The sequence below is a fragment of the Pseudomonas monsensis genome (assembly GCF_014268495.2).
In the GTDB taxonomy this organism is placed as follows: Bacteria; Pseudomonadota; Gammaproteobacteria; order Pseudomonadales; family Pseudomonadaceae; genus Aquipseudomonas; species Aquipseudomonas monsensis.
In genome coordinates this window covers 1,239,395-1,262,471 of record NZ_CP077087.1, presented here as the reverse complement: position 1 = coordinate 1,262,471, position 23,077 = coordinate 1,239,395, and the positions used below count along the sequence as shown (strand labels likewise).

At 60.7% G+C, this 23,077-nt stretch carries 19 protein-coding genes; 8 read left to right on the top strand and 11 right to left on the bottom strand.

Annotated features, from left to right (window positions below):
• Window positions 1-94 precede the first annotated feature (94 nt).
• Window positions 95-619: a ribosome biogenesis factor YjgA gene (gene yjgA / locus HV782_RS05285; RefSeq protein WP_025109468.1), complete on the top strand. Its 525-nt coding sequence runs from the start codon at window positions 95-97 to the stop codon at window positions 617-619.
• Window positions 620-670: 51 nt separating this feature from the next.
• Here the strand turns inward: yjgA and tldD are convergent, their stop codons facing one another.
• The 8 genes from tldD to mreB all read right to left on the bottom strand — a co-directional run bounded on the left by tldD (window position 671) and on the right by mreB (window position 11,904).
• Entirely contained in the window at window positions 671-2,113 is a 1,443-nt protein-coding gene (tldD, locus tag HV782_RS05280; protein WP_123464647.1) for a metalloprotease TldD, read from the bottom strand.
• Between the two features lie 4 nt (window positions 2,114-2,117).
• A complete protein-coding gene (locus HV782_RS05275) occupies window positions 2,118-2,978 on the bottom strand; it encodes a carbon-nitrogen hydrolase family protein (protein ID WP_186745601.1) in 861 nt (286 codons plus the stop codon).
• Window positions 2,979-3,057: 79 nt separating this feature from the next.
• Window positions 3,058-6,864, bottom strand: coding sequence for a YhdP family protein (locus HV782_RS05270; protein WP_186745603.1), 3,807 nt, complete (start codon window positions 6,862-6,864; stop codon window positions 3,058-3,060).
• A gap of 75 nt (window positions 6,865-6,939) precedes the next feature.
• On the bottom strand, window positions 6,940-8,397 hold the full coding sequence (rng, locus tag HV782_RS05265; protein ID WP_186745605.1) for a ribonuclease G: 1,458 nt from the start codon (window positions 8,395-8,397) through the stop codon (window positions 6,940-6,942).
• Window positions 8,398-8,454: 57 nt separating this feature from the next.
• A complete protein-coding gene (locus HV782_RS05260; protein ID WP_123464641.1) occupies window positions 8,455-9,051 on the bottom strand; it encodes a Maf family protein in 597 nt (198 codons plus the stop codon).
• A 37-nt stretch (window positions 9,052-9,088) separates the two neighbouring features.
• Window positions 9,089-9,580: a rod shape-determining protein MreD gene (gene mreD, locus HV782_RS05255; protein WP_123464639.1), complete on the bottom strand. Its 492-nt coding sequence runs from the start codon at window positions 9,578-9,580 to the stop codon at window positions 9,089-9,091.
• The gene (gene mreC, locus HV782_RS05250) at window positions 9,580-10,725 is read right to left on the bottom strand and encodes a rod shape-determining protein MreC (protein WP_128615215.1); all 1,146 of its coding nucleotides are present in this window, start codon (window positions 10,723-10,725) and stop codon (window positions 9,580-9,582) included. Before mreC ends, mreD begins: the two co-directional genes overlap by 1 nt.
• 141 nt (window positions 10,726-10,866) lie before the next feature.
• A complete protein-coding gene (gene mreB, locus HV782_RS05245; protein WP_002555108.1) occupies window positions 10,867-11,904 on the bottom strand; it encodes a rod shape-determining protein MreB in 1,038 nt (345 codons plus the stop codon).
• Window positions 11,905-12,115: 211 nt separating this feature from the next.
• Between mreB and gatC the strand changes: the two genes are divergently transcribed.
• From gatC to HV782_RS05215, 6 genes are all read left to right on the top strand, one after another.
• Complete coding sequence (gene gatC, locus HV782_RS05240) at window positions 12,116-12,403, top strand: Asp-tRNA(Asn)/Glu-tRNA(Gln) amidotransferase subunit GatC (protein ID WP_007901429.1); 288 nt, start codon at window positions 12,116-12,118, stop codon at window positions 12,401-12,403.
• Between the two features lie 16 nt (window positions 12,404-12,419).
• Window positions 12,420-13,871: an Asp-tRNA(Asn)/Glu-tRNA(Gln) amidotransferase subunit GatA gene (gene gatA / locus HV782_RS05235; protein WP_007961566.1), complete on the top strand. Its 1,452-nt coding sequence runs from the start codon at window positions 12,420-12,422 to the stop codon at window positions 13,869-13,871.
• A gap of 146 nt (window positions 13,872-14,017) precedes the next feature.
• On the top strand, window positions 14,018-15,463 hold the full coding sequence (gene gatB, locus HV782_RS05230) for an Asp-tRNA(Asn)/Glu-tRNA(Gln) amidotransferase subunit GatB (protein WP_123464635.1): 1,446 nt from the start codon (window positions 14,018-14,020) through the stop codon (window positions 15,461-15,463).
• A gap of 115 nt (window positions 15,464-15,578) precedes the next feature.
• On the top strand, window positions 15,579-15,953 hold the full coding sequence (locus HV782_RS05225) for a septal ring lytic transglycosylase RlpA family protein (protein ID WP_123464633.1): 375 nt from the start codon (window positions 15,579-15,581) through the stop codon (window positions 15,951-15,953).
• A gap of 46 nt (window positions 15,954-15,999) precedes the next feature.
• The gene (locus HV782_RS05220; RefSeq protein WP_186745614.1) at window positions 16,000-17,061 is read left to right on the top strand and encodes a calcium/sodium antiporter; all 1,062 of its coding nucleotides are present in this window, start codon (window positions 16,000-16,002) and stop codon (window positions 17,059-17,061) included.
• On the top strand, window positions 17,058-17,438 hold the full coding sequence (locus tag HV782_RS05215) for a carboxymuconolactone decarboxylase family protein (protein WP_011332452.1): 381 nt from the start codon (window positions 17,058-17,060) through the stop codon (window positions 17,436-17,438). Before HV782_RS05220 ends, HV782_RS05215 begins: the two co-directional genes overlap by 4 nt.
• A 135-nt stretch (window positions 17,439-17,573) precedes the next feature.
• Here the strand turns inward: HV782_RS05215 and HV782_RS05210 are convergent, their stop codons facing one another.
• On the bottom strand, window positions 17,574-18,515 hold the full coding sequence (locus HV782_RS05210) for an AEC family transporter (protein ID WP_123464628.1): 942 nt from the start codon (window positions 18,513-18,515) through the stop codon (window positions 17,574-17,576).
• Window positions 18,516-18,678: 163 nt separating this feature from the next.
• Here HV782_RS05210 and HV782_RS05205 point away from each other — a divergent pair, with 163 nt between their 5' ends.
• Window positions 18,679-19,821 (top strand): IS481 family transposase, encoded by a 1,143-nt coding sequence (locus tag HV782_RS05205; RefSeq protein WP_186748803.1) that lies wholly within the window; start codon window positions 18,679-18,681, stop codon window positions 19,819-19,821.
• A gap of 248 nt (window positions 19,822-20,069) precedes the next feature.
• Here the strand turns inward: HV782_RS05205 and garD are convergent, their stop codons facing one another.
• Complete coding sequence (garD, locus tag HV782_RS05200; RefSeq protein WP_186748597.1) at window positions 20,070-21,623, bottom strand: galactarate dehydratase; 1,554 nt, start codon at window positions 21,621-21,623, stop codon at window positions 20,070-20,072.
• A gap of 11 nt (window positions 21,624-21,634) precedes the next feature.
• A complete protein-coding gene (locus HV782_RS05195) occupies window positions 21,635-22,999 on the bottom strand; it encodes an MFS transporter (RefSeq protein WP_123464624.1) in 1,365 nt (454 codons plus the stop codon).
• Between the last annotated feature and the right edge of the window lie 78 nt (window positions 23,000-23,077).

Genomic DNA, 23,077 nt, shown 5'->3' with positions numbered 1-23,077 from the left:
AAATTCTGCTTTCGGCTGGGGTCATCGAGCGACCGGGCCGGACAAGCGGCCCCCGACTGGTTATCATGGCGGCGTTTCTTTGCGGACTGCCACCATGGTTGATTCTTACGACGACTCCCTCGATACGGGAGAAAAAAGCAAATCTCAGGTCAAACGCGAGCTGCATGCTCTAGTTGACCTGGGCGAGCGCCTTACAACACTCAAGCCCGACTTGCAGGCAAAACTGCCGTTGACCGACGCCTTGCGTCGAGCACTGGCCGATGCGCCCAAGCACACCGCGAATATCGCGCGTAAACGGCACCTGCAGTTCATCGGCAAACTGATGCGCGATCAGGACACTGACGCCATTCTGACCCTGCTCGATCAACTCGATGCCTCTACCCGTCAGTACAACGAGCGTTTCCACAATCTCGAACGCTGGCGTGACCGCCTGATCGCCGGTGACGATGCCGTGCTGGAGAAATTCGTCGTCGAGTACCCTGACGCCGATCGCCAGCAATTGCGCTCCCTGATCCGTCAGGCCCAGCACGAGGTTGCGCAAAACAAACCGCCGGCTTCCAGCCGTAAAATCTTCAAGTACATCCGCGAGCTGGACGATACGCAACGCGGCCTGCGTTGATATTCGTCATCGGGTGGCCGCCCTGCGCGCCACCCGAAGCTCCGCCTCGTCTTATGCGCCCGTGCCACCCACGGTAATCGCATCGATCTTCAGCGTCGGCTGACCGACACCCACCGGCACCGACTGTCCGTCCTTGCCACACGTCCCCACACCGCTGTCCAGCGCCAGATCGTTACCGACCATCGACACCCGGCTCATCGCCTCGGGGCCGTTGCCGATCAACGTCGCGCCTTTGACCGGCGCGGTGATCTTGCCGTCTTCGATCAGGTACGCCTCGCTGGTAGAGAACACGAACTTGCCGCTGGTGATATCGACTTGACCGCCGCCAAGGTTGGCGCAGTAGATGCCTCTCTTCACCGAAGCGATGATTTCCGCCGGATCACTTTCCCCGCCAAGCATGTAGGTGTTGGTCATCCGTGGCATCGGCAGATGCGCATAGGATTCGCGACGACCGTTGCCAGTACGGGCCACCCCCATCAGCCGCGCGTTGAGCTTGTCCTGCATGTAGCCCTTGAGCACGCCGTTTTCGATCAGCGTGGTGCACTCGGTCGGCGTACCTTCGTCGTCGACGCTCAGCGAACCGCGACGACCGGCCAACGTGCCGTCATCAACGATGGTGCAGAGTTTGGAAGCAACCATTTCGCCCATGCGCCCGCTGTAGGCAGAGCTGCCCTTGCGGTTGAAGTCGCCTTCCAGACCGTGACCGACTGCTTCGTGCAGCAGCACACCGGACCAGCCCGAACCTAATACCACCGGCAAAGTGCCGGCCGGTGCCGGAATCGCTTCCAGGTTCACCAGGGCTTGACGCAACGCCTCACGGGCATAGCCCATGGCGCGGTCTTCGGCGAGGAAATACCGGTAATCGGTACGCCCGCCACCGCCGTGCCCGCCGCGCTCGCGACGGCCATTCTGTTCAACGATCACACTGACATTGAAACGCACCAGCGGCCGCACATCGGCCGCCAGACCGCCATCGGTGGACGCCACCAGAATCCGTTCCCAGACCCCGGCCATGCTCACACTGACCTGCTGAATCCGTGGATCGAGGGCGCGGGTGGCGACGTCGATGCGCTTGAGCAGTTCGACCTTCTCCGCACGGCTCAGCACTTCCAGCGGGTTATCCGGCGCGTACAACTGGGCAACGTCCTGCGTGGTAAACGCCTGCACTTTGCCGTTCTGCCCGGCACGGGAAATCGAACGCGCGGCACGGGCCGCAGCACCAAGGGCTTCGAGGGTAATTGCGTTGCTGTAGGCAAAACCGGTCTTTTCGCCGGATTGCGCACGCACACCGACACCCTGGTCGAGGTTGAAGCTGCCTTCCTTGACGATGCCGTCTTCCAGCGCCCAGGACTCGGAGATCTGCCCCTGGAAATACAGGTCGGCCGCATCGATGCCCGGACCGGCCAGATCGCCGAGCACGCCTTGCAGGCTCTCGAGGGTCACACCGCCCGGGGCCAACAAGTGATCACTGACTGAGGACAACAACTCGCTCATAGGTTTACGCCTTAAATTCGTGTTCTGAAGCAGGTCGCTGTGCGCCCTGCGAGAAAAACCGCCGGTGGCTCGCCACCGGCATGCGCGCCCGGATGGACGCTTGTTCGTCGATATCGCGTTCGGCCAACAACACCGCTTCGCCTTGATCCTGATGCGCCAGCACACGACCCCATGGGTCGATGATCGCCGCATGCCCGAAAGTTTCTCGCGGTCCCGGATGGGTCCCGCCCTGTGCTGCCGCCAATATGTAGCACTGAGTCTCAATGGCCCGTGCGCGAATCAGCACGTCCCAATGCGCCGCGCCGGTCACCGCAGTGAAGGCCGACGGCGCCGTAATCAATTCGGCACCGGCAGCACGCAACTCGCTGTACAGCTCAGGAAAGCGCAGGTCGTAGCACACCGTCAGGCCGACTCGGCCGACCGGGGTGTCCGCGACCACCACGCCGCTGCCATAAGCATAGTCATCGGATTCGCGGTAACGGCCCCGATTATCCGCCACATCGACATCGAACAAGTGCAACTTGTCATAGCGGGCCACGGTGTCGCCCTGATCGTTGATCAGCAGCGAACAGGCATTGGCCTTGGCCATCGGTTGATCCAGCGGCGGCAACGGCAACGTGCCAGCCACTATCCATAACTTGAGGTCGCGGGCGGTCTGTTTCAACCACGGCAGGATCGGGCCTTCGCCCAGTGCTTCGGCGCGGCCGATGTCAGCGATGTCGCGACGGCCCATGGCCGCGAAGTTTTCCGGCAACACCGCCAGCTTCGCACCGCCGGCCGCAGCCTGCTCGAGCAGGCGTCGGGCCTGGGCCAGATTGGCCAGCACATCGCTCTGGCTGACCATTTGAATCACCGCTAAAGACATGGCCGTTCCTTATCCGCAAATCAACACAAACCCTGCAGAAGCTGGCGCAGGGGGCTTCGGCCATGCTACTAGCGGCGGTTCAAAAAGGCTTGTCGAATGTGATTTTCGGCTCTTTCCACGGGCCCTTGACGGTGTATTTCACACTGGCAAAGCGCGCCACACGGTCGCCGATCAGTTTGTCGATCAGGAATAAGGCACCACCAACAGCCGGTGCGCCCACGATCAGCGCGGCAATCGGCAGGTTGTTGGTCACCGGCAAGGTCACCAGCAACTTGGCATCGACCTGTTCGCCGACCAGATCCAGCGTCCCGTCCAGTTCGATGTTGCTCGACGGCCCGGTCAGGCGGATCGGCTCGCGGGTCACGTAAACGCCGTTGCTCGCCACCAACAGGCCTTTGACCCGGTCATAGCTCAGGCCTTTGCCGAACAGGTCGGAGAAGTCCAGACGCAAGCGGCGGCCGATGGAGTTGAAGTTAAGCAGGCCAAACACCCGCAATGCCTGGGCCCCGCCCTCCACTTCGACAAACTGGCCCTTGTTCAACGATGCATCGAGGGTGCCCGAGAAACGTTTGGTCGCCAGCCACGCCGGCGAGCCCGGCCAGCGGCCGTCGACGTCCATGCGGAATTCCTCGCTGGTCACACTCGGGGCAAAGCCCCAGCCTTTGAGGACATCGGCCAGGTTCTTGCCAGCGATCCGCCCCTTGAACCAACTGTTGGTCGCCCCCGGCGCACCTTCCCAGCCACCGTTCCCCTGCAACAGGATGCCTTTGAGGCCCATATCGAGGCTGTTCAGGGCGATGCCTTTGGCGGTCGGTCGCACCTTGAGCGACCAGCCGCCAACCAGATCCTGGCCGAGAAACAATTGATTGATGGTGATATCCAGCGCGGGGATTTTCGTCGGGTCGACCGAGACCAATGGATCGGGCGAGTTCTCATCGGCCTGGACCGACGGGTCTGGTGCCGGCAAGCGGACGTATTGCAGATTCACCGTAATCGGCGTGCTCTTGGCATCCGGCAAGCTCGCCCAGCCTTTGGCCTGCTGGCTGTCCAGTGCCAGGTTCCACGTACTCGGCTTGCGGTTCACCTGGACCGAGGCCTGGTCAAGTGTGGTGCCGAACGCCGTGAGCTTGCCGATCTTGAAATCGGCACTGTTCAACAGTTGCTTGGCACTGCCACCCGGGTCCTGACCGGCGTATTTGTTGACCAGATCCTGCCACGGCGCCACGTCCAGCTCCGACAGCACACCGCGAATGCGCAAGCCTTTGGCGCCCGGCAGCACGGCTTCGCCGGCACCGAGGAACAGTTCGCCACGTCCGTCGGCAAAACTGCCTGGTGGTGCCGCGAAGGTAAAATTGGCCAGTTGATCGTAGTTGACCCAATAACGTCGCTCCTGCCCTTGCAGGGTCATACGGAACACCGTGCTGCGTCCGACATCCGCCGCCATGCCGAACGGTGCCGGCAGATCCACCGCCACGCCCTTCATGCTGGAGCTGACCAACAACTGACTGTCGGCACCTTCCAGATTCAATTGCAACTGGTACGGGATCGTCCCGGACACCGGCAGCGGTTGCGTCACGCCCAGCCAGTCGGTGAGTTTCTTGACTTCGACCTGCCCCGACGCGGCCACCCGGGTCTTGAGTTTTTTGGCGCTGCCGTCGGCAAAAATCTGCGCCGTGACAGGCTTGTCGAACGCGCGCGCCGCGATGTTCTGCCCGCTGAGGCCTTTGCCGCTGTCGAAACGGAAGTCACCTTTGAGCTGCGTCAGTTCCAGCTTCGGCTCTGCCAGCTGCAACCGTGCATTGGCGGTCTTGAAGTCGACCAGAATCTTCGGCTGATCGCCGCCCTTGTCCAGCGGCACGTCCAGCTTGAGCTTGCCCTGCAGATCGCCGGCGCCTTCCCAGCCGGCGAAGGTTTCGCCCGTACCGATCGGCGCCTCTTGAAGAATCTTCAAGCCATCGCCCAGGCCACCGGCAAAAGCCCCGTCGAGAAACAGATGGGTATGTTGGCCGGCAGGCACATGGGGAATATTGACGAACACATCACTGACCTGGGTATCGAGCAACTGGCCCTTGTCGGCCCAGATGCGCACACCGCTGTCTTCGATGAACACGTCGCCACTGACGTTGCTGACGTGAGGCCAGCCCGGCTGGAAGGCCAGTTCGGCGTCATGCACCTTGAAGAACAGGCTGATACTGCGATCCGCATCGCCCGCGTCCTTGTTCAGCGAGCCTTGATACTGGAAGAAGCCCTGATCCACTGCGCCTTTGAGAATGGCGGTGCGCAGCCATTCATCCAGCGCCGGGCTCAAGACCTTGGGCAGATACTTGGCAGTGTAGCGACCATCGCCCTCGACCAGCCCGACCCGCAGGTCCATGTAGTCTTCCTGGCTATGGTCGAAGTGCAGGCGAATCAGGAAGTCGCCGGCAATCTTGCCCTCTTCGCCGAGCACCTTCAGGTACGGTGCGATCAGGGTGAAGCCGTCTTTATCGAGTTTCCAGGTCAGCCGCGCATTGGCCTGCAGATACTGCCAGGGCTTGGCGAAGATCGGATCAAGGTGCAGGACGAAATCCTTACTGTCCATGCGCAACTCGCCACCGTCGAGGTTACCGCTGAGACTGCCACTGACATTACGGGCGGCCGGCGCACCGTGATAGGCATCGAAACCGACGCTATCGAGATTGGCCGCGAAGCTGAACTTGCTGCCATCAGTGGCGTTGGGTCGGAAATCCAGCAACACATTACGCAGGCCGCCGGTGACGTTGAGGTGATCGACCACGGTGGCGAAACCTTGCGGCAATGGCCCCAGGGCGTTGAGCAACGGGGTGAGCGGGGTCAGGTCGAGGCGATCGGCCTGCAGATGCCAAAGCTCTTCAACGTTGTCACTCGCACGGGTCTGCTGCAGCTGCACGCGCGATTCCCAGCGGGTTTCGCCAATGCTCATCGCCAGTGAATCGAAGGTGACCGTCGCACCCTCGGCGCTGTTACGGTAGTAAGCGTTGAGCGCCAGATTGTGTATCTGAATCGGTTTGCGCTCGGCATAGGCACCGGTCAGTTGCGGCGCGTTCAGGCGCAGCGAGGCACTTTGCAGGGCACCCTCGGCCCAGTTGAACCAGAGCTCGCCACCGGCCTTGAGCTCGGCGAAATGCCATTGCCGGGTCAAGCGCTCGGGCAACCACTTCGCCCAGTCGCTTTGCGGCAGGCTGGCATAGCCGTCCACCACACTGTCCTGCCATTGATCAGGACGGATCCGCGTACGCAGGCTCAGCGCAACGGGCTGGCCATCCGGCAGGGTCAAACGCGCATCGAGGCGTTGCCGACTGGCGCCGGTTTTCAGGTTGAGGCCGACATAGGTCAGCGTCATTGGCGCGTGATCCTGCGGCTGCAAGGTCACCTGACTGTCGAGCACCGACAGTTGCTGGATCATTTGCGAGCGGTTGAACAGTTGCTGCGGATCGAGCGGCTGATCGTTCTGCACCGGCAGACCTTCCAGCGCCCAACGGCCGTCCGCCGCCTCCTTGAGGCTGATCTTCAGACCGTTGAGTTCAAGATGAGCGATGCGCACTTCGCGGGTCAACAGGCTGGCCCACAGATCCGGTACGGCACGCACCCGATCCAGGCGCAGAGCATTGGCGCCGTCGCCAACCATGACGTCGTGGGCGAGCAGGATCGGCGCAAACCCGCTCCAGTTGCCTTCCAGCTCACCGATCTGCAGCGGCATGCCCAAAGCCGCACTGGCCTTGTCTTCGATGTCGGCGCGATACTCGGCCACCAGCGGGGTCAGCTCACGGCCAAGACTGACGTACAACGCCATCAACACCAGAACCAACGCGCACAGGCCCAATCCCCAACGGGTGAGCGCGGCCAGAATGCGTGTCAGACGCTCCATGTCAGTTGGCTCCCATGGCGAAAATACTGCGAAAAGCTGAGGCCAGCCGCGGTGGATTGAATGTGACGCAGGTGATCAGAGCAGCACCACGTCGTATTGTTCCTGGGAATACATGGTTTCCACCTGAAAGCGTATGGTGCGACCGATGAACCCTTCAAGCTCGGCGACGTTACCGGATTCTTCGTCGAGCAGGCGATCGACCACTTTCTGGTTCGCCAGCACTCGATAACCCTCGGCCTGATAGGCGCGGGCCTCGCGAAGAATCTCGCGGAAGATCTCATAACAGATGGTTTCCGCCGTCTTCAGTTTGCCGCGCCCCTGACAACTGCTGCACGGTTCGCACAATACCTGCTCAAGACTTTCACGCGTACGCTTGCGGGTCATCTGCACCAGGCCCAGCTCGGTGATGCCGATGATGTTGGTCTTGGCGTGATCGCGCTCCAGCTGTTTTTCCAGGGTGCGCAGCACCTGGCGCTGATGCTCTTCGTCTTCCATGTCGATGAAGTCGATGATGATGATCCCGCCGAGATTGCGCAGGCGCATCTGCCGGGCAATCGCCGTGGCCGCTTCGAGATTGGTCTTGAAGATGGTTTCTTCCAGATTGCGATGGCCGACGAACGCCCCGGTGTTCACATCAATGGTGGTCATGGCTTCCGCCGGATCGACCACCAGATAACCACCGGACTTCAACGGCACCTTGCGCTCGAGGGCCTTCTGGATTTCGTCTTCGACGCCATACAGATCGAAAATCGGTCGCTCGCCCGGGTAGTGTTCCAGACGATCGGCGATTTCCGGCATCAGTTCGGCGACGAACTGCGTGGTTTTCTGGAAGGTTTCCCGCGAATCAATGCGGATCTTCTCGATCTTCGGATTGACCAGATCACGCAGGGTGCGCAACGCCAGGCCAAGGTCTTCGTAGATCACGCTCGGTGCAGCGATGGTTTTGATCTGCTCGTTGATCTGATCCCACAGACGGCGCAGATAACGGATGTCCATGAGGATCTCGTCGGCACCGGCACCTTCGGCGGCCGTGCGCAGAATAAACCCGCCCGCCTCCTTGATCTCTTCCTTGGCCACACAATCGCTGACCACCTGCTTGAGGCGCTCGCGCTCGGCTTCGTCTTCGATTTTCAGGGAAATGCCAACGTGGGCGGTGCGCGGCATGTAGACCAGATAGCGCGAAGGAATCGACAACTGTGTGGTCAGGCGCGCGCCCTTGGAACCGATCGGATCCTTGGTGACTTGCACCACCAGACTCTGGCCTTCGTGCACCAGCGAACTGATGCTCTCCACTGCTGGCCCTTCACGCAGGGAGATTTCCGCCGCGTGAATGAACGCGGCACGGTCCAGTCCAATGTCGACGAACGCTGCCTGCATGCCCGGGAGTACGCGGACAATCTTGCCTTTATAGATGTTGCCGACGATCCCGCGTTTTTGCGTGCGCTCGACATGCACTTCTTGCAGCACACCGTTTTCGACCACCGCCACGCGCGACTCCATCGGCGTGATGTTGATCAGAATCTCTTCACTCATGGCAGGATCTCGTTCAGGCATGTTCACGATAATGGCTGCATCTTTTGTGTACGACGCTTATTGCGCATTCAGGTTTTGCCAACAGGGTATGCCGAAATGGTCCAACAGTTCTGCGGTTTCGCAAACGGGCAGGCCGACCACCGCCGAATAGCTACCGTTGAGGCCGGCGACAAACACCGCGCCAAGCCCCTGAATGCCATAGCCACCGGCCTTGTCCCGGGGTTCGCCGCTGGCCCAATAGGCGGCGGCTTCGTCGCGACCGATCGGCCGAAACCGCACCAGACTGCGCACCACCCGCGACTCGCAGCGCTCGCCTTCGCGCACGGCGATCGCAGTCAGCACTTCATGCTCCTTGCCAGACAACATCATCAGCATGGCGCATGCATCGGCTTCGTCCACCGGTTTGCCAAGAATTTTGCCGTCGAGCACCACTGCGGTGTCGGCGCCCAGGACGCAGAACGCTGCGTCGGAAACGACCGTGCACTGCCCGGCCTCGGCCTTGCCGCGCGCCAGGCGCTCGACATAAGCCGAAGGCGATTCTTCGGGTAGCGGGGTTTCGTCGATGTCCGCGCTGATGGCGGAGAATGGAACGCCGATCTGCGTGAGCAATTCACGGCGACGCGGCGATCCGGAGGCGAGGTAAAGCGGCTTCATCAAAACATCTCCCTGTTCAGTGCCCTGCTTCACCGGATCAATTGATTTTGTAGCGGCGGCGCAATCCACGCAGAGCAAAGCTGACCCAAGGCCAGAGCAAGGCACTGACCAGTGCCGGAAGGACCAGCGCAAGGGTCGGCTGACGGTTGCCGGTCAAGGCACTGAGCCACAACTGGACCAGTTGCGCGAGGCCGAAAATCACCAGGATCACCAGGCACTGCTGCCACATCGGGAACATCCGCAGGCGTTGCTGCAATGACAGCACCAGAAAGGTGATCAGGGAAAGGATCAAGGCGTTCTGACCGAGCAGGTCGCCCTGCAGCACGTCTTCGGCCAGTCCCAGGCAGAACGCCGTGACCATGCCCACCGTATGCGGCAGGTACAAGGCCCAGAACGTCAGAAGCAAGGCCAGCCACAGCGGGCGCAGGATCTCCATGAAGATCGGCAATGGCGACACGCTGAGCAATATGCCGACGACAAACGTCAGCCAGACGATCCAGCCGTTACGCGATGCGGTAGCCCCGACCATTATTCTTGCCTCCCGGTGGTTGCCGGCGCGGTGACAGGCGGTTTGGCCGCCGGTCGAGCAGCAGGCTGATTCGCCGGTGGTTTACCGGCGGCCGGTGTGGCGGCCGGTGGTTTTGCAGGCACTGGCGGCTTGCTTGCTGCGGGTTTGGCCGGCGCAGCGCTGGCGGCCGGTGCAGCCGGTGCAGCCGGCGATGTCGCAGGCGTTGTTGCGGCAGCCGGCGGGGTCACGGCTTTCGGCACTGTCGTTGGGATCACCGGGCCACCGCCCTGTGCATCAAGATTTTCCTGCGCCTGCGCTGCGTCGTTGGCACGCTCTTCGGCGGTGCGGTTGTCGCTGAACACCAGCAACATGTAGCGGCTGCGGTTCAGTGCGGCCGTCGGTACGGCGCGGACAATGGCAAACGGCTGGCCGGAATCGTGAATCACTTCTTTCACGGTGGCGACCGGATAGCCCGCCGGGAAGCGCTGGCCAAGGCCGGAGCTGACCAGCAGATCGCCTTCCTTGATGTCTGCCGTATCGGCGACGTGACGCAATTCCAGTCGTTCAGGGTTACCGGTACCGCTGGCAATCGCCCGCAGACCGTTGCGGTTCACCTGCACGGGAATGCTGTGGGTACTGTCAGTGAGCAGCAGGACACGGGAGGTGTAAGGCATCAACTCGACCACCTGCCCCATCAAGCCGCGGGCATCGAGCACCGGCTGACCGAGCACCACGCCGTCGCGCTCACCTTTATTGATGATGATGCGATGAGTGAAGGGGTTGGGGTCCATGCCGATCAACTCGGCCACTTCGACCTTTTCGTTGACCAGTGCGGAGGAATTGAGCAACTCGCGCAGCCGCACGTTCTGCTCGGTGAGGGCGGCAAGCTTTTGCATGCGGCCCTGCAACAGCAGGTTCTCGGTCTTGAGTTTTTCGTTTTCGGCAACAAGCTCAGTGCGGCTGCCGAACTGGCTGGCGACACCTTCCCACAGGCGACCGGGCAGGTCAGTGATCCAGTAGGCATCCATCAGCACCAGCGACGCTTGTTTGCGCGCAGGCTTGAGCAGATCGAAACGGGCATCGACCACCATCAGCGCGACCGACAGCACGGCCAGCACCAACAGGCGCACACCCAACGAAGGGCCCTTGGCGAAAAGCGGTTTAATAAGCCGCTCCTCCCAGGCAAATGTTCTGTTTATTCATACGGCATCAAACCGGCCTGGATGAAGACTGACAGAAGATAAACGCCAACAGGCAGCACTGCAAAGTGCTGCCTGCGCGCTCACCCACGTATTGCACTCGGCGACTTATTCGCTCGAGAGCAGGTCCATGGTGTGTTTATCCATCATTTCCAATGCACGGCCACCGCCGCGAGCAACGCAGGTCAGCGGGTCTTCGGCAACGATCACCGGCAGACCGGTTTCCTGGGCCAGCAACTTGTCGAGGTCACGCAGCAGCGCGCCACCACCGGTCAGCACCAGGCCACGCTCGGCGATGTCGGAAGCCAGCTCCGGCGGCGATTGCTCCAGGGCGCTTTTCACAGCCTGAACGATAGTGGCCAGGGACTCTTGCAGAGCTTCCAGCACTTCGTTGGAGTTCAGGGTGAATGCGCGTGGAACGCCTTCGGCCAGGTTGCGACCGCGAACGTCGACTTCGCGAACTTCGCCGCCCGGGTAGGCCGTACCGATTTCCTGCTTGATGCGCTCGGCCGTCGATTCACCGATCAGGCTGCCGTAGTTGCGGCGCACGTAGGTGATGATCGCTTCGTCGAAGCGGTCGCCGCCCACGCGGACGGATTCGGCATAGACCACACCGTTCAGGGAGATCAGCGCGATTTCAGTGGTACCACCACCGATATCGACAACCATCGAACCGCGTGCTTCTTCAACCGGCAGACCGGCACCGATCGCAGCAGCCATTGGCTCTTCGATCAGGAATACTTCACGGGCACCGGCACCAAGGGCCGATTCACGGATGGCACGACGCTCCACCTGGGTGGATTTGCATGGAACGCAGATCAGCACACGAGGGCTAGGCTGCAGAAAACTGTTTTCGTGAACCTTGTTGATAAAGTATTGCAGCATCTTTTCGCAGACGCTGAAGTCGGCGATTACGCCGTCTTTCATCGGACGAATGGCAGCAATGTTGCCCGGCGTACGGCCGAGCATGCGCTTGGCTTCGGTGCCGACAGCAACGACACTTTTCTGGTTACCGTGTGTCCGAATGGCCACAACCGATGGCTCATTCAGGACGATACCGCGCTCGCGCACGTAAATAAGGGTGTTGGCAGTGCCCAGGTCAATGGAAAGATCGCTGGAAAACATGCCACGCAGTTTCTTGAACATGGGAAAGGGACCCTAGGCAACGCGTGGGTAAAAAAGTGCGGCAAACTCTAACAACGACAGGGATTTTGGGCAAGGCGCCAATATGTTAAATTGGCCGCTTTTCTGTGCACCAAGCCCCACAATCGCGGCCTTATGACCGTAGAAGTGCGGTAGTGTTCCGACAATCTAACACACGGACGCCGTCCGTTCTGTTTTCCACTGGAGAATCCCGATGGCGCTAGAACGCTCCGACGTGGAAAAAATCGCTCATCTGGCCTGCCTTGGCCTCAATGATGCCGATCTTCCGCACATTACTTCCGCCCTCAACAGCATTCTCGGGCTGGTCGACGAAATGCAGGCCGTCAATACCGACGGTATCGAGCCTTTGGCCCACCCGCTGGAAGCCAGTCAGCGCCTGCGCGCCGACGTTGTGACCGAGACCAATCACCGCGAGGCCTACCAGTCCATCGCACCAGCGGTCGAAAACGGCCTGTATCTGGTTCCGAAAGTCATCGACTAAAGGGAAAGAGCCTGCAATGCATCAAATGACTCTGGCCGAGATCGCCCGCGGTCTCGCCGATAAAAAGTTTTCCTCCGAAGAGCTGACCAAAGTCCTGCTGGCGCGTATCACCCAGCTCGATCCGCAGCTCAACAGTTTCATCAGCCTCACCGAAGAGCTGGCGCTCGAGCAGGCGAAAGCCGCCGACGCACGCCGGGCCAACGGTGAGAGCGGCGCCCTGCTCGGCGCGCCGATCGCTCACAAAGACCTGTTCTGCACCCAGGGCATTCGCACCAGCTGCGGCTCGAAGATGCTCGATAACTTCAAGGCCCCGTATGACGCCACCGTGGTCGCGAAACTGGCCGCTGCCGGTGCCGTGACTCTGGGCAAGACCAACATGGACGAATTCGCCATGGGTTCGGCCAACGAGTCGAGCTGGTACGGCGCGGTGAAAAACCCGTGGAACCTGGAACACGTACCGGGCGGCTCGTCCGGTGGTTCGGCGGCGGCGGTTGCCGCTCGTCTGTTGCCTGCGGCCACGGCCACCGACACCGGCGGCTCGATCCGTCAGCCGGCGGCGTTCACCAACCTCACCGGCCTGAAGCCGACCTACGGTCGCGTGTCGCGCTGGGGCATGATCGCTTATGCCTCCAGCCTCGATCAGGGCGGCCCGTTGGCACGCACCGCCGAAGACTGCGCGATTTTGTTGCAAGGTATGGCCGGGTTCGACCAGAACGACTCCACCAGCATTGATGAGCCGGTTCCGGATTACTCCGCCAGCCTCGGCGATTCGCTGCAAGGCCTGCGCATCGGCGTGCCGAAGGAATACTTCAGCGCCGGTCTCGACCCGCGCATTGCCGAGCTGATCCAGAACAGCATCAAAGAGCTGCAGAAGCTCGGTGCGGTGATCAAGGAAATCAGCCTGCCGAACATGCAGCACGCGATTCCTGCGTACTACGTGATTGCGCCGGCAGAAGCCTCCTCGAACCTGTCGCGTTTCGACGGCGTGCGTTTCGGCCATCGCTGCGAGAACCCGGAAAACCTGATCGACCTGTACAAGCGCTCCCGTGGCGAAGGCTTCGGCCCTGAAGTGCAGCGCCGGATCATGGTCGGTGCCTACGCGCTGTCCGCCGGTTACTACGATGCCTACTACCTGAAAGCGCAGAAGATTCGTCGTCTGGTGAAGAACGACTTCATGGCGGCCTTTAATGAAGTCGACATCATCCTCGGCCCGACCACGCCGAACCCGGCCTGGAAGCTCGGCGCCAAGAACAGCGACCCGGTCGCTGCCTATCTGGAAGACGTCTACACCATCACCGCCAACCTCGCGGGCCTGCCGGGCCTGTCGATGCCGGCCGGTTTTGTCGACGGTCTGCCGGTTGGCGTGCAGTTGCTCGCGCCGTACTTCCAGGAAGGTCGCCTGTTGAACGTTGCCCACCAGTATCAGTTACACACTGACTGGCACACCCGCACCCCGCAGGGGTTTTGAAACTGCTGCGCTCGGTAATGCTGCGTTGAAAACTGGCTCGTAATGCTCATTGACTAACGTCAACTCCGCTTACTCGCCAGTTTTCGCCTTGCCTTACCTTCGCTCGCAACGTTTCAAAATCCCCAGCAAAAGGCTAGGAGACACACATGCAATGGGAAGTCGTGATCGGGCTGGAGATTCACACTCAGCTCACCACCCGGTCGAAAATCTTTTCCGGTAGTTCCACCCAGTTCGGCTCCGAGCCGAACACCCAGGCCAGCCTGATCGACCTGGGCATGCCCGGCGTGTTGCCGGTGCTGAACCAGGAAGCGGTGCGCATGGCGGTGATGTTCGGTCTGGCGATTGACGCCGAGATCGGTCAGCACAACGTGTTCGCCCGCAAGAACTACTTCTACCCGGACCTGCCGAAGGGCTACCAGATCAGCCAGATGGAATTGCCGATCGTCGGCAAGGGCCACCTGGACATCGCCCTGGAAGACGGCACGGTCAAACGTGTCGGCATCACCCGTGCGCACCTGGAAGAAGACGCCGGCAAGAGCCTGCACGAAGAATTCAACGGTGCCACCGGCATCGACCTGAACCGTGCCGGCACGCCGCTGCTGGAAATCGTGTCCGAGCCGGACATGCGCAGCGCCAAGGAAGCCGTGGCTTACGTCAAGGCGATCCACGCGCTGGTGCGTTACCTGGGCATCTGCGACGGCAACATGGCCGAAGGCTCGCTGCGTTGCGACTGCAACGTCTCGGTACGTCCGAAAGGCCAGGTCGAGTTCGGCACCCGCTGCGAGATCAAGAACGTCAACTCGTTCCGCTTCATCGAGAAGGCGATCAACTCCGAGATCCAGCGTCAGATCGAGCTGATCGAAGACGGCGGCAAAGTGATCCAGCAGACCCGTCTGTACGATCCGAACAAGGACGAGACCCGTCCAATGCGTTCGAAAGAGGAAGCCAACGACTACCGTTACTTCCCCGATCCGGACCTGCTGCCGGTGGTCATCGAAGAGTCGTTCCTGGGCGAGGTGCGCGCCACCCTGCCAGAACTGCCACCGCAAAAACGCGAGCGCTTCCAGAGCCAGTTCGGTCTGTCGGCCTACGACGCCAACGTGCTGGCCACCAGCCGTGAGCAAGCGGATTACTTCGAGAAAGTCGCGGCCATCGGCGGTGACGCCAAACTGGCAGCGAACTGGGTGATGGTCGAGTTGGGCAGCCTGCTCAACAAGCAAGGCCTGGACATCGAGGATTCGCCAGTCTCCGCCGAGCTGTTGGGCGGCATGCTGCAGCGCATCAAGGACAACACCATCTCCGGCAAGATCGCCAAAGTGGTGTTCGAAGCGATGGCCAATGGCGAAGGCACTGCGGACGAGATCATCGAAAAGCGCGGCCTGAAGCAGGTTACCGACAGCGGCGCGATCTCGGCGGTGCTGGACGAAATGCTCGCGGCCAACGCCGAGCAGGTCGAGCAATACCGTGCGGCAGACGAAGCCAAGCGCGGCAAGATGTTCGGTTTCTTCGTCGGTCAGGCCATGAAAGCCTCCAAAGGCAAGGCCAACCCGCAGCAAGTGAACGAACTGCTGAAGAGCAAGCTCGAAGGCTGATGAAAATGGAGCCAGACAAACAGCCTGGCTCCATCCCCTGTAGGAGTGACCTGTGGTGAGGGGATAAATCCCCTCGCCACAGGTCACTCCCACATTTGATTCGGGAAACCTTTGAATGAAGCGTTTGTTCATCAGCTGCGCCCTGCTCTCTCTACTGGCCGGTTGCGCCAGCAACGACATCATCGACCCGCACGGTTACGACCAGACCGGCGTTGCCTCTTATTACGGCGCCAAACACCACGGTAAACGCACCGCCAGCGGCGAAGCGTTCAACCAGCATTCCCTGACCGCCGCCCACCGCCAGTTGCCTTTCGGCACCCGGGTGATGGTCACCAACCTGAAAAACGCCAAGTCCTGCGTGGTCCGCATCAATGATCGCGGGCCGCATACCCGTGGTCGCCTGATCGATGTTTCACGCGAAGCGGCCGAACGACTCGGTATGCTCGGCAGTGGCACCGCCCGGGTGCGCATCCAGGCCCTCGACGACTGATGGAGCACCGACCATTTTCGGACTGACCGATTTACCGCTGATCAGCGTGATCGAATTGCTCGCCGGCCTCGGCCTGCTGATCTTCGGCGCCGAACTGATGGTGCGCGCGGCGGTGCGGCTGGCGGCCCGTCTGCACGTACGGCCGCTGATCATCGGTCTGACCATCGTCGCCCTCGGCAGCAGTGCGCCGCAAATGGCCGTCAGCCTGCAAGCTGCGCTGACGCATAACTCCGACATTGCCGTCGGCAGTGTGGTCGGCAGCAGCATCTTCAACATCCTTGTAACCCTCGGCCTGTCGGCGTTGATCATTCCGCTGCGTGTGTCGCGGCAACTGGTGCGCCTCGATATTCCGCTGATGATCGGCGCCAGCCTGCTGGTGTTCGTCCTGGCATGGAACGAGGAGATCGGGCGTTTCGACGGCATCGTGCTACTGGCCGCCCTGGCGTTGTACCTCGGTTTGCTGTTTCGGCAGTCGCGCCACTCGACGCGACCGCATTCCGGCCCCCCGCAAGCGCAGCAGGCGTCTTGGATCGCCAGCGTGCTGATGATCATCGTCGGCCTGGCGATGCTGGTGTTCGCCGGGCACCTGTTGCTCAACGCTGCGGTTGTGGTGGCGACTGATCTCGGTTTCTCGGAACGCGTCATCGGCCTGACCGTGGTCGCCGTCGGCACGTCGCTGCCGGAACTCGCTACGTCGTTGATCGCGGCCTTGCGCGGACAACGCGACATCGCTGTCGGCAATGTGATCGGCGCCAACCTGTTCAACCTGCTGGGGGTGCTCGGTCTGACCGCACTGATCGCACCGACGCCACTGTCGGTGTCGCCGAACGCGCTGGATTTCGACCTGCCGGTGATGCTCGGCGTCGCCGCGCTGTGCCTGCCGGTGTTCTATTCCGGCTACCGCGTGACACGTGCCGAAGGTTTGCTGTTGCTCGGTTTGTACCTGGCGTACGGGTTGCACGTGGTGTCGTTCACCACCGGCATGCCGCTGGCCGGCAAGCTCGAGCGGTTGATGCTGTTTTATGTCTTGCCGACGCTGTTGACGTTTCTGCTGTTCACGTCGATCCGCGCCTGGCGCCGCCAACACCACAAGAGGGATATGCCATGACCGAATCGAAGAAGTCCGGGGTTGAAGTCCGCCGTCAGGTAATGGGCGATGCATTTGTTGATCGCGCCTTGGGCAACGCCACCGAGTTCACCCAGCCGCTGCAGGATTTCGTCAATGAACACGCCTGGGGCGGCGTGTGGAATCGTGAAGGTCTGCCGCTGAAAACCCGCAGCCTGATCACCCTCGCCGCACTGACCGCGCTGAAGTGCCCACAGGAGTTGAAGGGCCATGTGCGCGGCGCGCTGAACAATGGCTGCACGGTGGATGAGATTCGTGAGGCGCTGCTGCATTGCGCAGTGTATGCCGGCGTGCCGGCGGCGATTGATGCGTTTCGCGCGGCGCAGGAAGTGATCGATAGCTACCAGAAACCTGAGTGACCTTCCGGGCCTCATCGCGGGCAAGCACGCTCCCACAGGGATCTCAATGTTGATGAAATTTGATTAACAACCGAAAAACCTGTGGGAGCGGGCTTGCCTGCGATGAGGCCGGAAAAATCACCGAAAATCTTTCGGTCAGATCCATCCACCCCACTGCAAAACAAAGATCCCGACATTGGTGGTCACCGCAGCCATCAGCGTGGTCAACACAATGATCGCCGCCGCCAATTCATGATTGCCCTGCGCCGCCCGGGCCATGACGAAACTCGCCGCCGCCGTCGGGCTGCCGAAGTACAGAAACAGAATCCCCAGCTCCGCGCCGCGAAATCCCCACAACCAAGCCCCCAAAGTCGCCAGCACCGGCAAACCGATCATCTTCACCAGACTCGAACTGAGCGCCATGTTGCCGCTCTTGCGCAACGCCGCCAGTGACAGGGTTCCGCCGATGCAGATCAGCGCCAGTGGCAACGTGGTCTGCGCCAGATACTGCCCGGATGTCTCCAGCCAGCCCGGCAAACCGATTTTGAAATAGGCAAACGGCGCCGCGGCAATCACGCTGATGATCAGCGGGTTGCTGAACACGCTTTTGCAGATACTCCACGGATCGGACTTGATCACCGGGCTGTACACCGCCAGGACAATGGTCGACAGGGTGTTGTAAAACAGGATCACCAGCGCGGCGAGAATCGCCCCGAGGGAAATTCCGTAATCACCGTACATGCTCGCCGCCAGTGCCAGGCCGATCACCCCGTTGTTGCCGCGAAACGCGCCTTGGGTGTAGATGCCGCGATCTTCGCGGGGGCAACGCAGAATCGCCCAGCCCCAGGCCAGGGCAAAACTCGCCAGCGTGGCGACGGCGAAGTAGATCAGCAGTGCCGGTTGCAACGCGGCGTGCAGATCCGCATGCAGAATGCCGAGAAACAGCAGCGCCGGCATGCTGACGTTGAACACCAGCGACGAGGCGGTGTGGATGAAGTTGTCGTTGATCCAGTCGATGCGTTTGAGCAACACACCGAGAAACAGCATGGCAAACACCGGCGCGGTGATGTTCAGGGTTTCGAGGAAGATTGCCAGCATGCCGGGGGAGCCTTGGGTGAGCGTCGTTAGGTGGCAATGATAAAGCAAAAGCCCCTCACCCTAGCCCTCTCCCTGTATGTACCGGACACATGGTGGACAGGTGTTCGGAGACATGGTGGACACTTTTTAATAGGCACATTGCTCATCACTAAGGAGATGACCTGTGTCTTGGGAAGAGGTGTCCACTGTGCAGCTTCGTTCAGAATTCGTGCTTTTGGCTCGGCAAGAAGGGGCCAATGTCCGGCAGCTTTGCCGTCGATTTAATATCAGCCCAAGCACCGCCTATAAATGGCTTAACAGGTTTGAAAACCTGGGTGCAGAAGGACTGAACGATCAGTCTCGACGACCGAAGACATCACCCAAGCGATGTGCTGATGAGGTTGAACAGCAGATTTTGACCGTGAGTCAGGAGTACGCGGCCTGGGGCGCTCGCAAGCTCAAACGTGTGTTGGAAGACAACGGCTTAGTGATGCCTTCGGTCAGTACCGTGCATGCGGTTTTACAGCGTCATTCACGCGTTGATCCAAAGGCCGCCGAGATCAAACCGTTTATCCGTTTTGAGCATGAAGCGCCCAACGATCTTTGGCAGATGGACTTCAAGGGGCATATCAGTCTGGGTCAGGGGCGTTGCCATCCGTTGACGATACTGGACGATCATTCGCGGTTTTCACTGTGCATCGCGGCGTGTATCAATGAGCAGCGCGACACCGTCCAGGAGCATCTGGTCCGGGCCTTTCGGCGCTATGGCCTGCCTTTGCGCATGACGATGGACAACGGCTCTCCATGGGGTGATCAGACAGGCGTTTATACCGCGCTGGAGGTCTGGCTGATGAGTCAAGGCATCAAGGTCGGCCACTCTCGACCTTATCATCCGCAAACCCAAGGAAAGCTGGAACGCTTCCACCGCAGTCTGAAAAATGAAGTCCTCCAGGGTCAGCACTTTAACGATCTCAACAGCGCGCAACGGGCGTTTGATATCTGGCGTGATATTTACAACCAGAAGCGCCCGCATCAAGCGCTGGACATGCAGGTTCCTGCTACTCGGTACAGCAGCAGCTCAAGGGAATATCAGGAGCAACCCGCAGCGCCGGAGTACGACGATGGTGATGTGGTCAGGAAGGTTCAGGTAAAGGGCGAGATCTACTGGAGGAACCGTGAATACACAGTCGGGAAAGCTTTTTACGGGAAGTCAGTAGCTATCCGGGAAACGACGGAGGACGGCATCCACGATGTCTACTGGAGTAGACATCGCATCGCCCGAATCGACTTGAACTTGCAGATCGTTATGGCAGGTAAGAAGATCTAAAACCGTCCACCATGTCTCCGAACATGTGTCCACCATGTCTCCGGTACATACACTCCCAAAGGGAGAGGGGACCGATCACGGGATATTGGAGAAATCCATCGACCTGAAATGACATCGCTGAATCCGGCAATGCCTGTAGCAGGCCATAATCAACTCGGTCTTTCAGGTCGATGTAATGCGCAAGACACCTCGGTCGGCCCCCTCTCCCTCCGGGAGAGGGCTGGGGTGAGGGCCAAGCCGATCACGCATCAAGTAATCGGCGCTGGGTTAAACAGCGTGATGTCGTTATGCAGCTTGTGCTTCTCCGCCCACGTCTGCTGCTTGCCGCTCGCCACATCCAGATAGTAGTGGAACAACTCCCAACCCAACTCCTCGATGGTTGCGCGCCCGGTGGCAATCCGTCCGGCGTCGATGTCGATCAGGTCCGGCCAACGCTGCGCCAGCTCGGTCCGGGTCGAGACTTTTACGACCGGTGCCATCGCCAGCCCGTAGGGCGTGCCGCGACCGGTGGTGAACACATGCAGGTTCATCCCCGCCGCCAATTGCAACGTGCCGCAGACAAAATCGCTGGCCGGGGTCGCACAGAAAATCAAACCTTTCCGCTTGAAGCGCTCGCCCGGGCCAAGCACGCCGTTGATCGCGCTGCTGCCGGACTTGACGATCGAGCCCAGCGACTTCTCGACAATGTTCGACAACCCGCCCTTCTTGTTGCCCGGCGTGGTATTGGCGCTGCGATCCGCTTCGCCCTTGGCCAGATAACGGTCGTACCAGTCCATTTCGCGCACCAGTTCCTCGGCGACAGTTTTACTCTGCGCACGTGAAGTCAGCAGGTAGATCGCATCGCGCACTTCAGTGACTTCGGAAAACATCACCGTCGCCCCCGCACGCAGCAGCAAGTCCGAGGCGTAGCCCAGTGCCGGGTTGGCGGTGATTCCGGAAAACGCATCGCTGCCGCCGCACTGCATGCCGAGGATCAACTCGGACGCCGGCACGGTTTCGCGGCGGCGCTGGTCGAGCTTCTTCAGGCGGACTTCGGCCAGCGCCATGATCTGCTCGATCATCTCGGTGAAACCATGACTGGAATCCTGCAGGCGATACAGCCACGGCTCGCTCAGATCAACCGAAGCGTCGTCCTCGTGCATCACCTGCCCGGCCTGCAATTTCTCGCAACCGAGACTGATCACCAGCGCCTCTCCCCCCAGGTTCGGGTTGCGCGCCAGATTGCGCACGGTGCGAATCGGGATGTAGGCGTCGGTGGCGGTGATCGCCACGCCGCAGCCGTAACTGTGGGTCAGCGCCACCACGTCATCGACGTGCGGGTATTTGGGCAGCAACTCGTCCTTGATGCGCTTCACCGCATGATCGAGCACACCGGTGACACACTGCACCGTGGTAGTAATCCCGAGAATGTTGCGCGTGCCGACAGTGCCGTCGGCATTGCGATAACCCTCGAAGGTGAAACCTTCCAGCGGTGCCTGGGCGGGCGGCACTTCGGTGGACAGCGGCAGGCTGTCCAGCGGCGGCGCGGTCGGCATGCGCAGTTGATCTTCCTTGACCCAACTGCCGCGCGGAATGGGCTGCAACGCGTAGCCGATGGTCTGGCCGTAGCGAATCACCTGGCCGCCCTCGGGAATGTCTGCGAGGGTGACCTTGTGGCTCTGCGGTACAAAATCCACGGTCACCAGACCGTCGGGAAATTCGGTGCCGGCCGGCACGCCCTGGTCGTTGACCACAATCACTACGTTGTCCCGCTCGTGCAGGCGGATGTAGCGCGGCGAGTCGGAATGTTCAATCAACTGCATGACGCCGCTCCTCAGGAATGCGCTTGAGACAATTTGCCGGTGGCTTCAGTACCGCCATGGGTTGGCGGCTCTTTGAGTACCACGCGTTTGATCGGGCCGACGATCACCAGGTAGCTGAACACCGCAACCAATGCGTTGGCACCAACGAACACCAGCGCCCATTTGAACGATCCGGTGGAGCTGATGATGTAGCCGATCACGATCGGCGTGGTAATCGAAGCGATGTTGCCGAAGGTGTTGAACAGGCCACCGCTCAGGCCGGCGATCTGTTTCGGCGAGGTGTCGGAGACCACCGCCCAGCCCAGCGCGCCCACGCCTTTGCCGAAGAACGCCAACGCCATGAAACCCACGACCATCCATTCAACGTCGACATAGTTGCAGGCCACGATGCTGCTGGACACCAGCAACCCGGCGATGATCGGCGCCTTGCGGGCGAAGGTCAGCGAATGCCCTTTGCGCAGCAGGTAATCGGAAATCACTCCGCCGAGCACACCACCGATGAAGCCGCAGATCGCCGGCAACGAGGCGATGAAACCAGCCTTGAGAATGGTCATGCCACGCTCTTGCACCAGGTACACCGGGAACCACGTCAGGAAGAAGTAAGTGATGCCGTTGATGCAGTACTGGCCCAGGTACACGCCGAGCATCATACGGTTGGTCAGCAACTGACGAATGTAATCCCACTTCGGCCCGTCAGCCTTTTTGCCTTTGTTCTGGTCCATGTCGACCATGCCGCCGTTGTCGGCGATGAACTGCACTTCCGCTGCGTTGGCCATCGGATGCTGACGCGGGCTGTGGATAACCTTGAGCCAGATCCCCGAGAAGACGATGCCGAACACGCCCATGACAATGAACACGTGCTCCCAGCCAAAGCTGTAGACGATCCAGCCCATCAGCGGCGCGAACAGCACGGTGGCGAAGTATTGCGCCGAGTTGAAGATCGCCGAAGCGGTGCCGCGTTCAGCGGTCGGAAACCACGCGGCGACGATGCGCGCGTTGCCCGGGAAGGATGGCGCCTCCGCCAGACCGACGAGGAAGCGCAGCATGAACAGCGCAACAATCGCCGTGGACATGCCGAACTCACCGACAAAGCCTTGCAGCACGGTGAACAGCGACCAGGTGAAAATGCTCAGGGCATAGACTTTTTTCGAGCCGAAGCGATCGAGCAACCAGCCGCCGGGAATTTGCCCGGCCACGTAGGCCCAACCGAAGGCAGAGAAGATATAGCCGAGGGTGACCGCGTCGATGCCCAGATCTTTTTGCAGGCTGGAGCCGGCGATGGCGATCGTGGCGCGGTCGGCGTAGTTGATCGTGGTCACCAGAAACAGCATGAGCAGGATCAAATAGCGGACGTGAGTCGGCTTGGACGATTGCATGTAGATGTACTCCCACTGATTATTTTTATGCGCGGGTGAATCTTCTTTGGTCGGTCTTTTGTGGGAGCTGGCCTGCCG

Coding starts and splice junctions, on each gene's coding strand:
- HV782_RS05215 (WP_011332452.1), top strand. CDS start 17,058: ATGACCGAATCGAAGAAGTCCGGGGTTGAAGTCCGCCGTCAGGTAATG.
- HV782_RS05210 (WP_123464628.1), bottom strand. CDS start 18,515: ATGCTGGCAATCTTCCTCGAAACCCTGAACATCACCGCGCCGGTGTTT.
- gatC (WP_007901429.1), top strand. CDS start 12,116: ATGGCGCTAGAACGCTCCGACGTGGAAAAAATCGCTCATCTGGCCTGC.
- mreB (WP_002555108.1), bottom strand. CDS start 11,904: ATGTTCAAGAAACTGCGTGGCATGTTTTCCAGCGATCTTTCCATTGAC.
- garD (WP_186748597.1), bottom strand. CDS start 21,623: ATGCAGTTGATTGAACATTCCGACTCGCCGCGCTACATCCGCCTGCAC.
- gatA (WP_007961566.1), top strand. CDS start 12,420: ATGCATCAAATGACTCTGGCCGAGATCGCCCGCGGTCTCGCCGATAAA.
- HV782_RS05195 (WP_123464624.1), bottom strand. CDS start 22,999: ATGCAATCGTCCAAGCCGACTCACGTCCGCTATTTGATCCTGCTCATG.
- HV782_RS05260 (WP_123464641.1), bottom strand. CDS start 9,051: ATGAAGCCGCTTTACCTCGCCTCCGGATCGCCGCGTCGCCGTGAATTG.
- HV782_RS05275 (WP_186745601.1), bottom strand. CDS start 2,978: ATGTCTTTAGCGGTGATTCAAATGGTCAGCCAGAGCGATGTGCTGGCC.
- HV782_RS05225 (WP_123464633.1), top strand. CDS start 15,579: ATGAAGCGTTTGTTCATCAGCTGCGCCCTGCTCTCTCTACTGGCCGGT.
- rng (WP_186745605.1), bottom strand. CDS start 8,397: ATGAGTGAAGAGATTCTGATCAACATCACGCCGATGGAGTCGCGCGTG.
- HV782_RS05270 (WP_186745603.1), bottom strand. CDS start 6,864: ATGGAGCGTCTGACACGCATTCTGGCCGCGCTCACCCGTTGGGGATTG.
- yjgA (WP_025109468.1), top strand. CDS start 95: ATGGTTGATTCTTACGACGACTCCCTCGATACGGGAGAAAAAAGCAAA.
- gatB (WP_123464635.1), top strand. CDS start 14,018: ATGCAATGGGAAGTCGTGATCGGGCTGGAGATTCACACTCAGCTCACC.
- mreD (WP_123464639.1), bottom strand. CDS start 9,580: ATGGTCGGGGCTACCGCATCGCGTAACGGCTGGATCGTCTGGCTGACG.
- tldD (WP_123464647.1), bottom strand. CDS start 2,113: ATGAGCGAGTTGTTGTCCTCAGTCAGTGATCACTTGTTGGCCCCGGGC.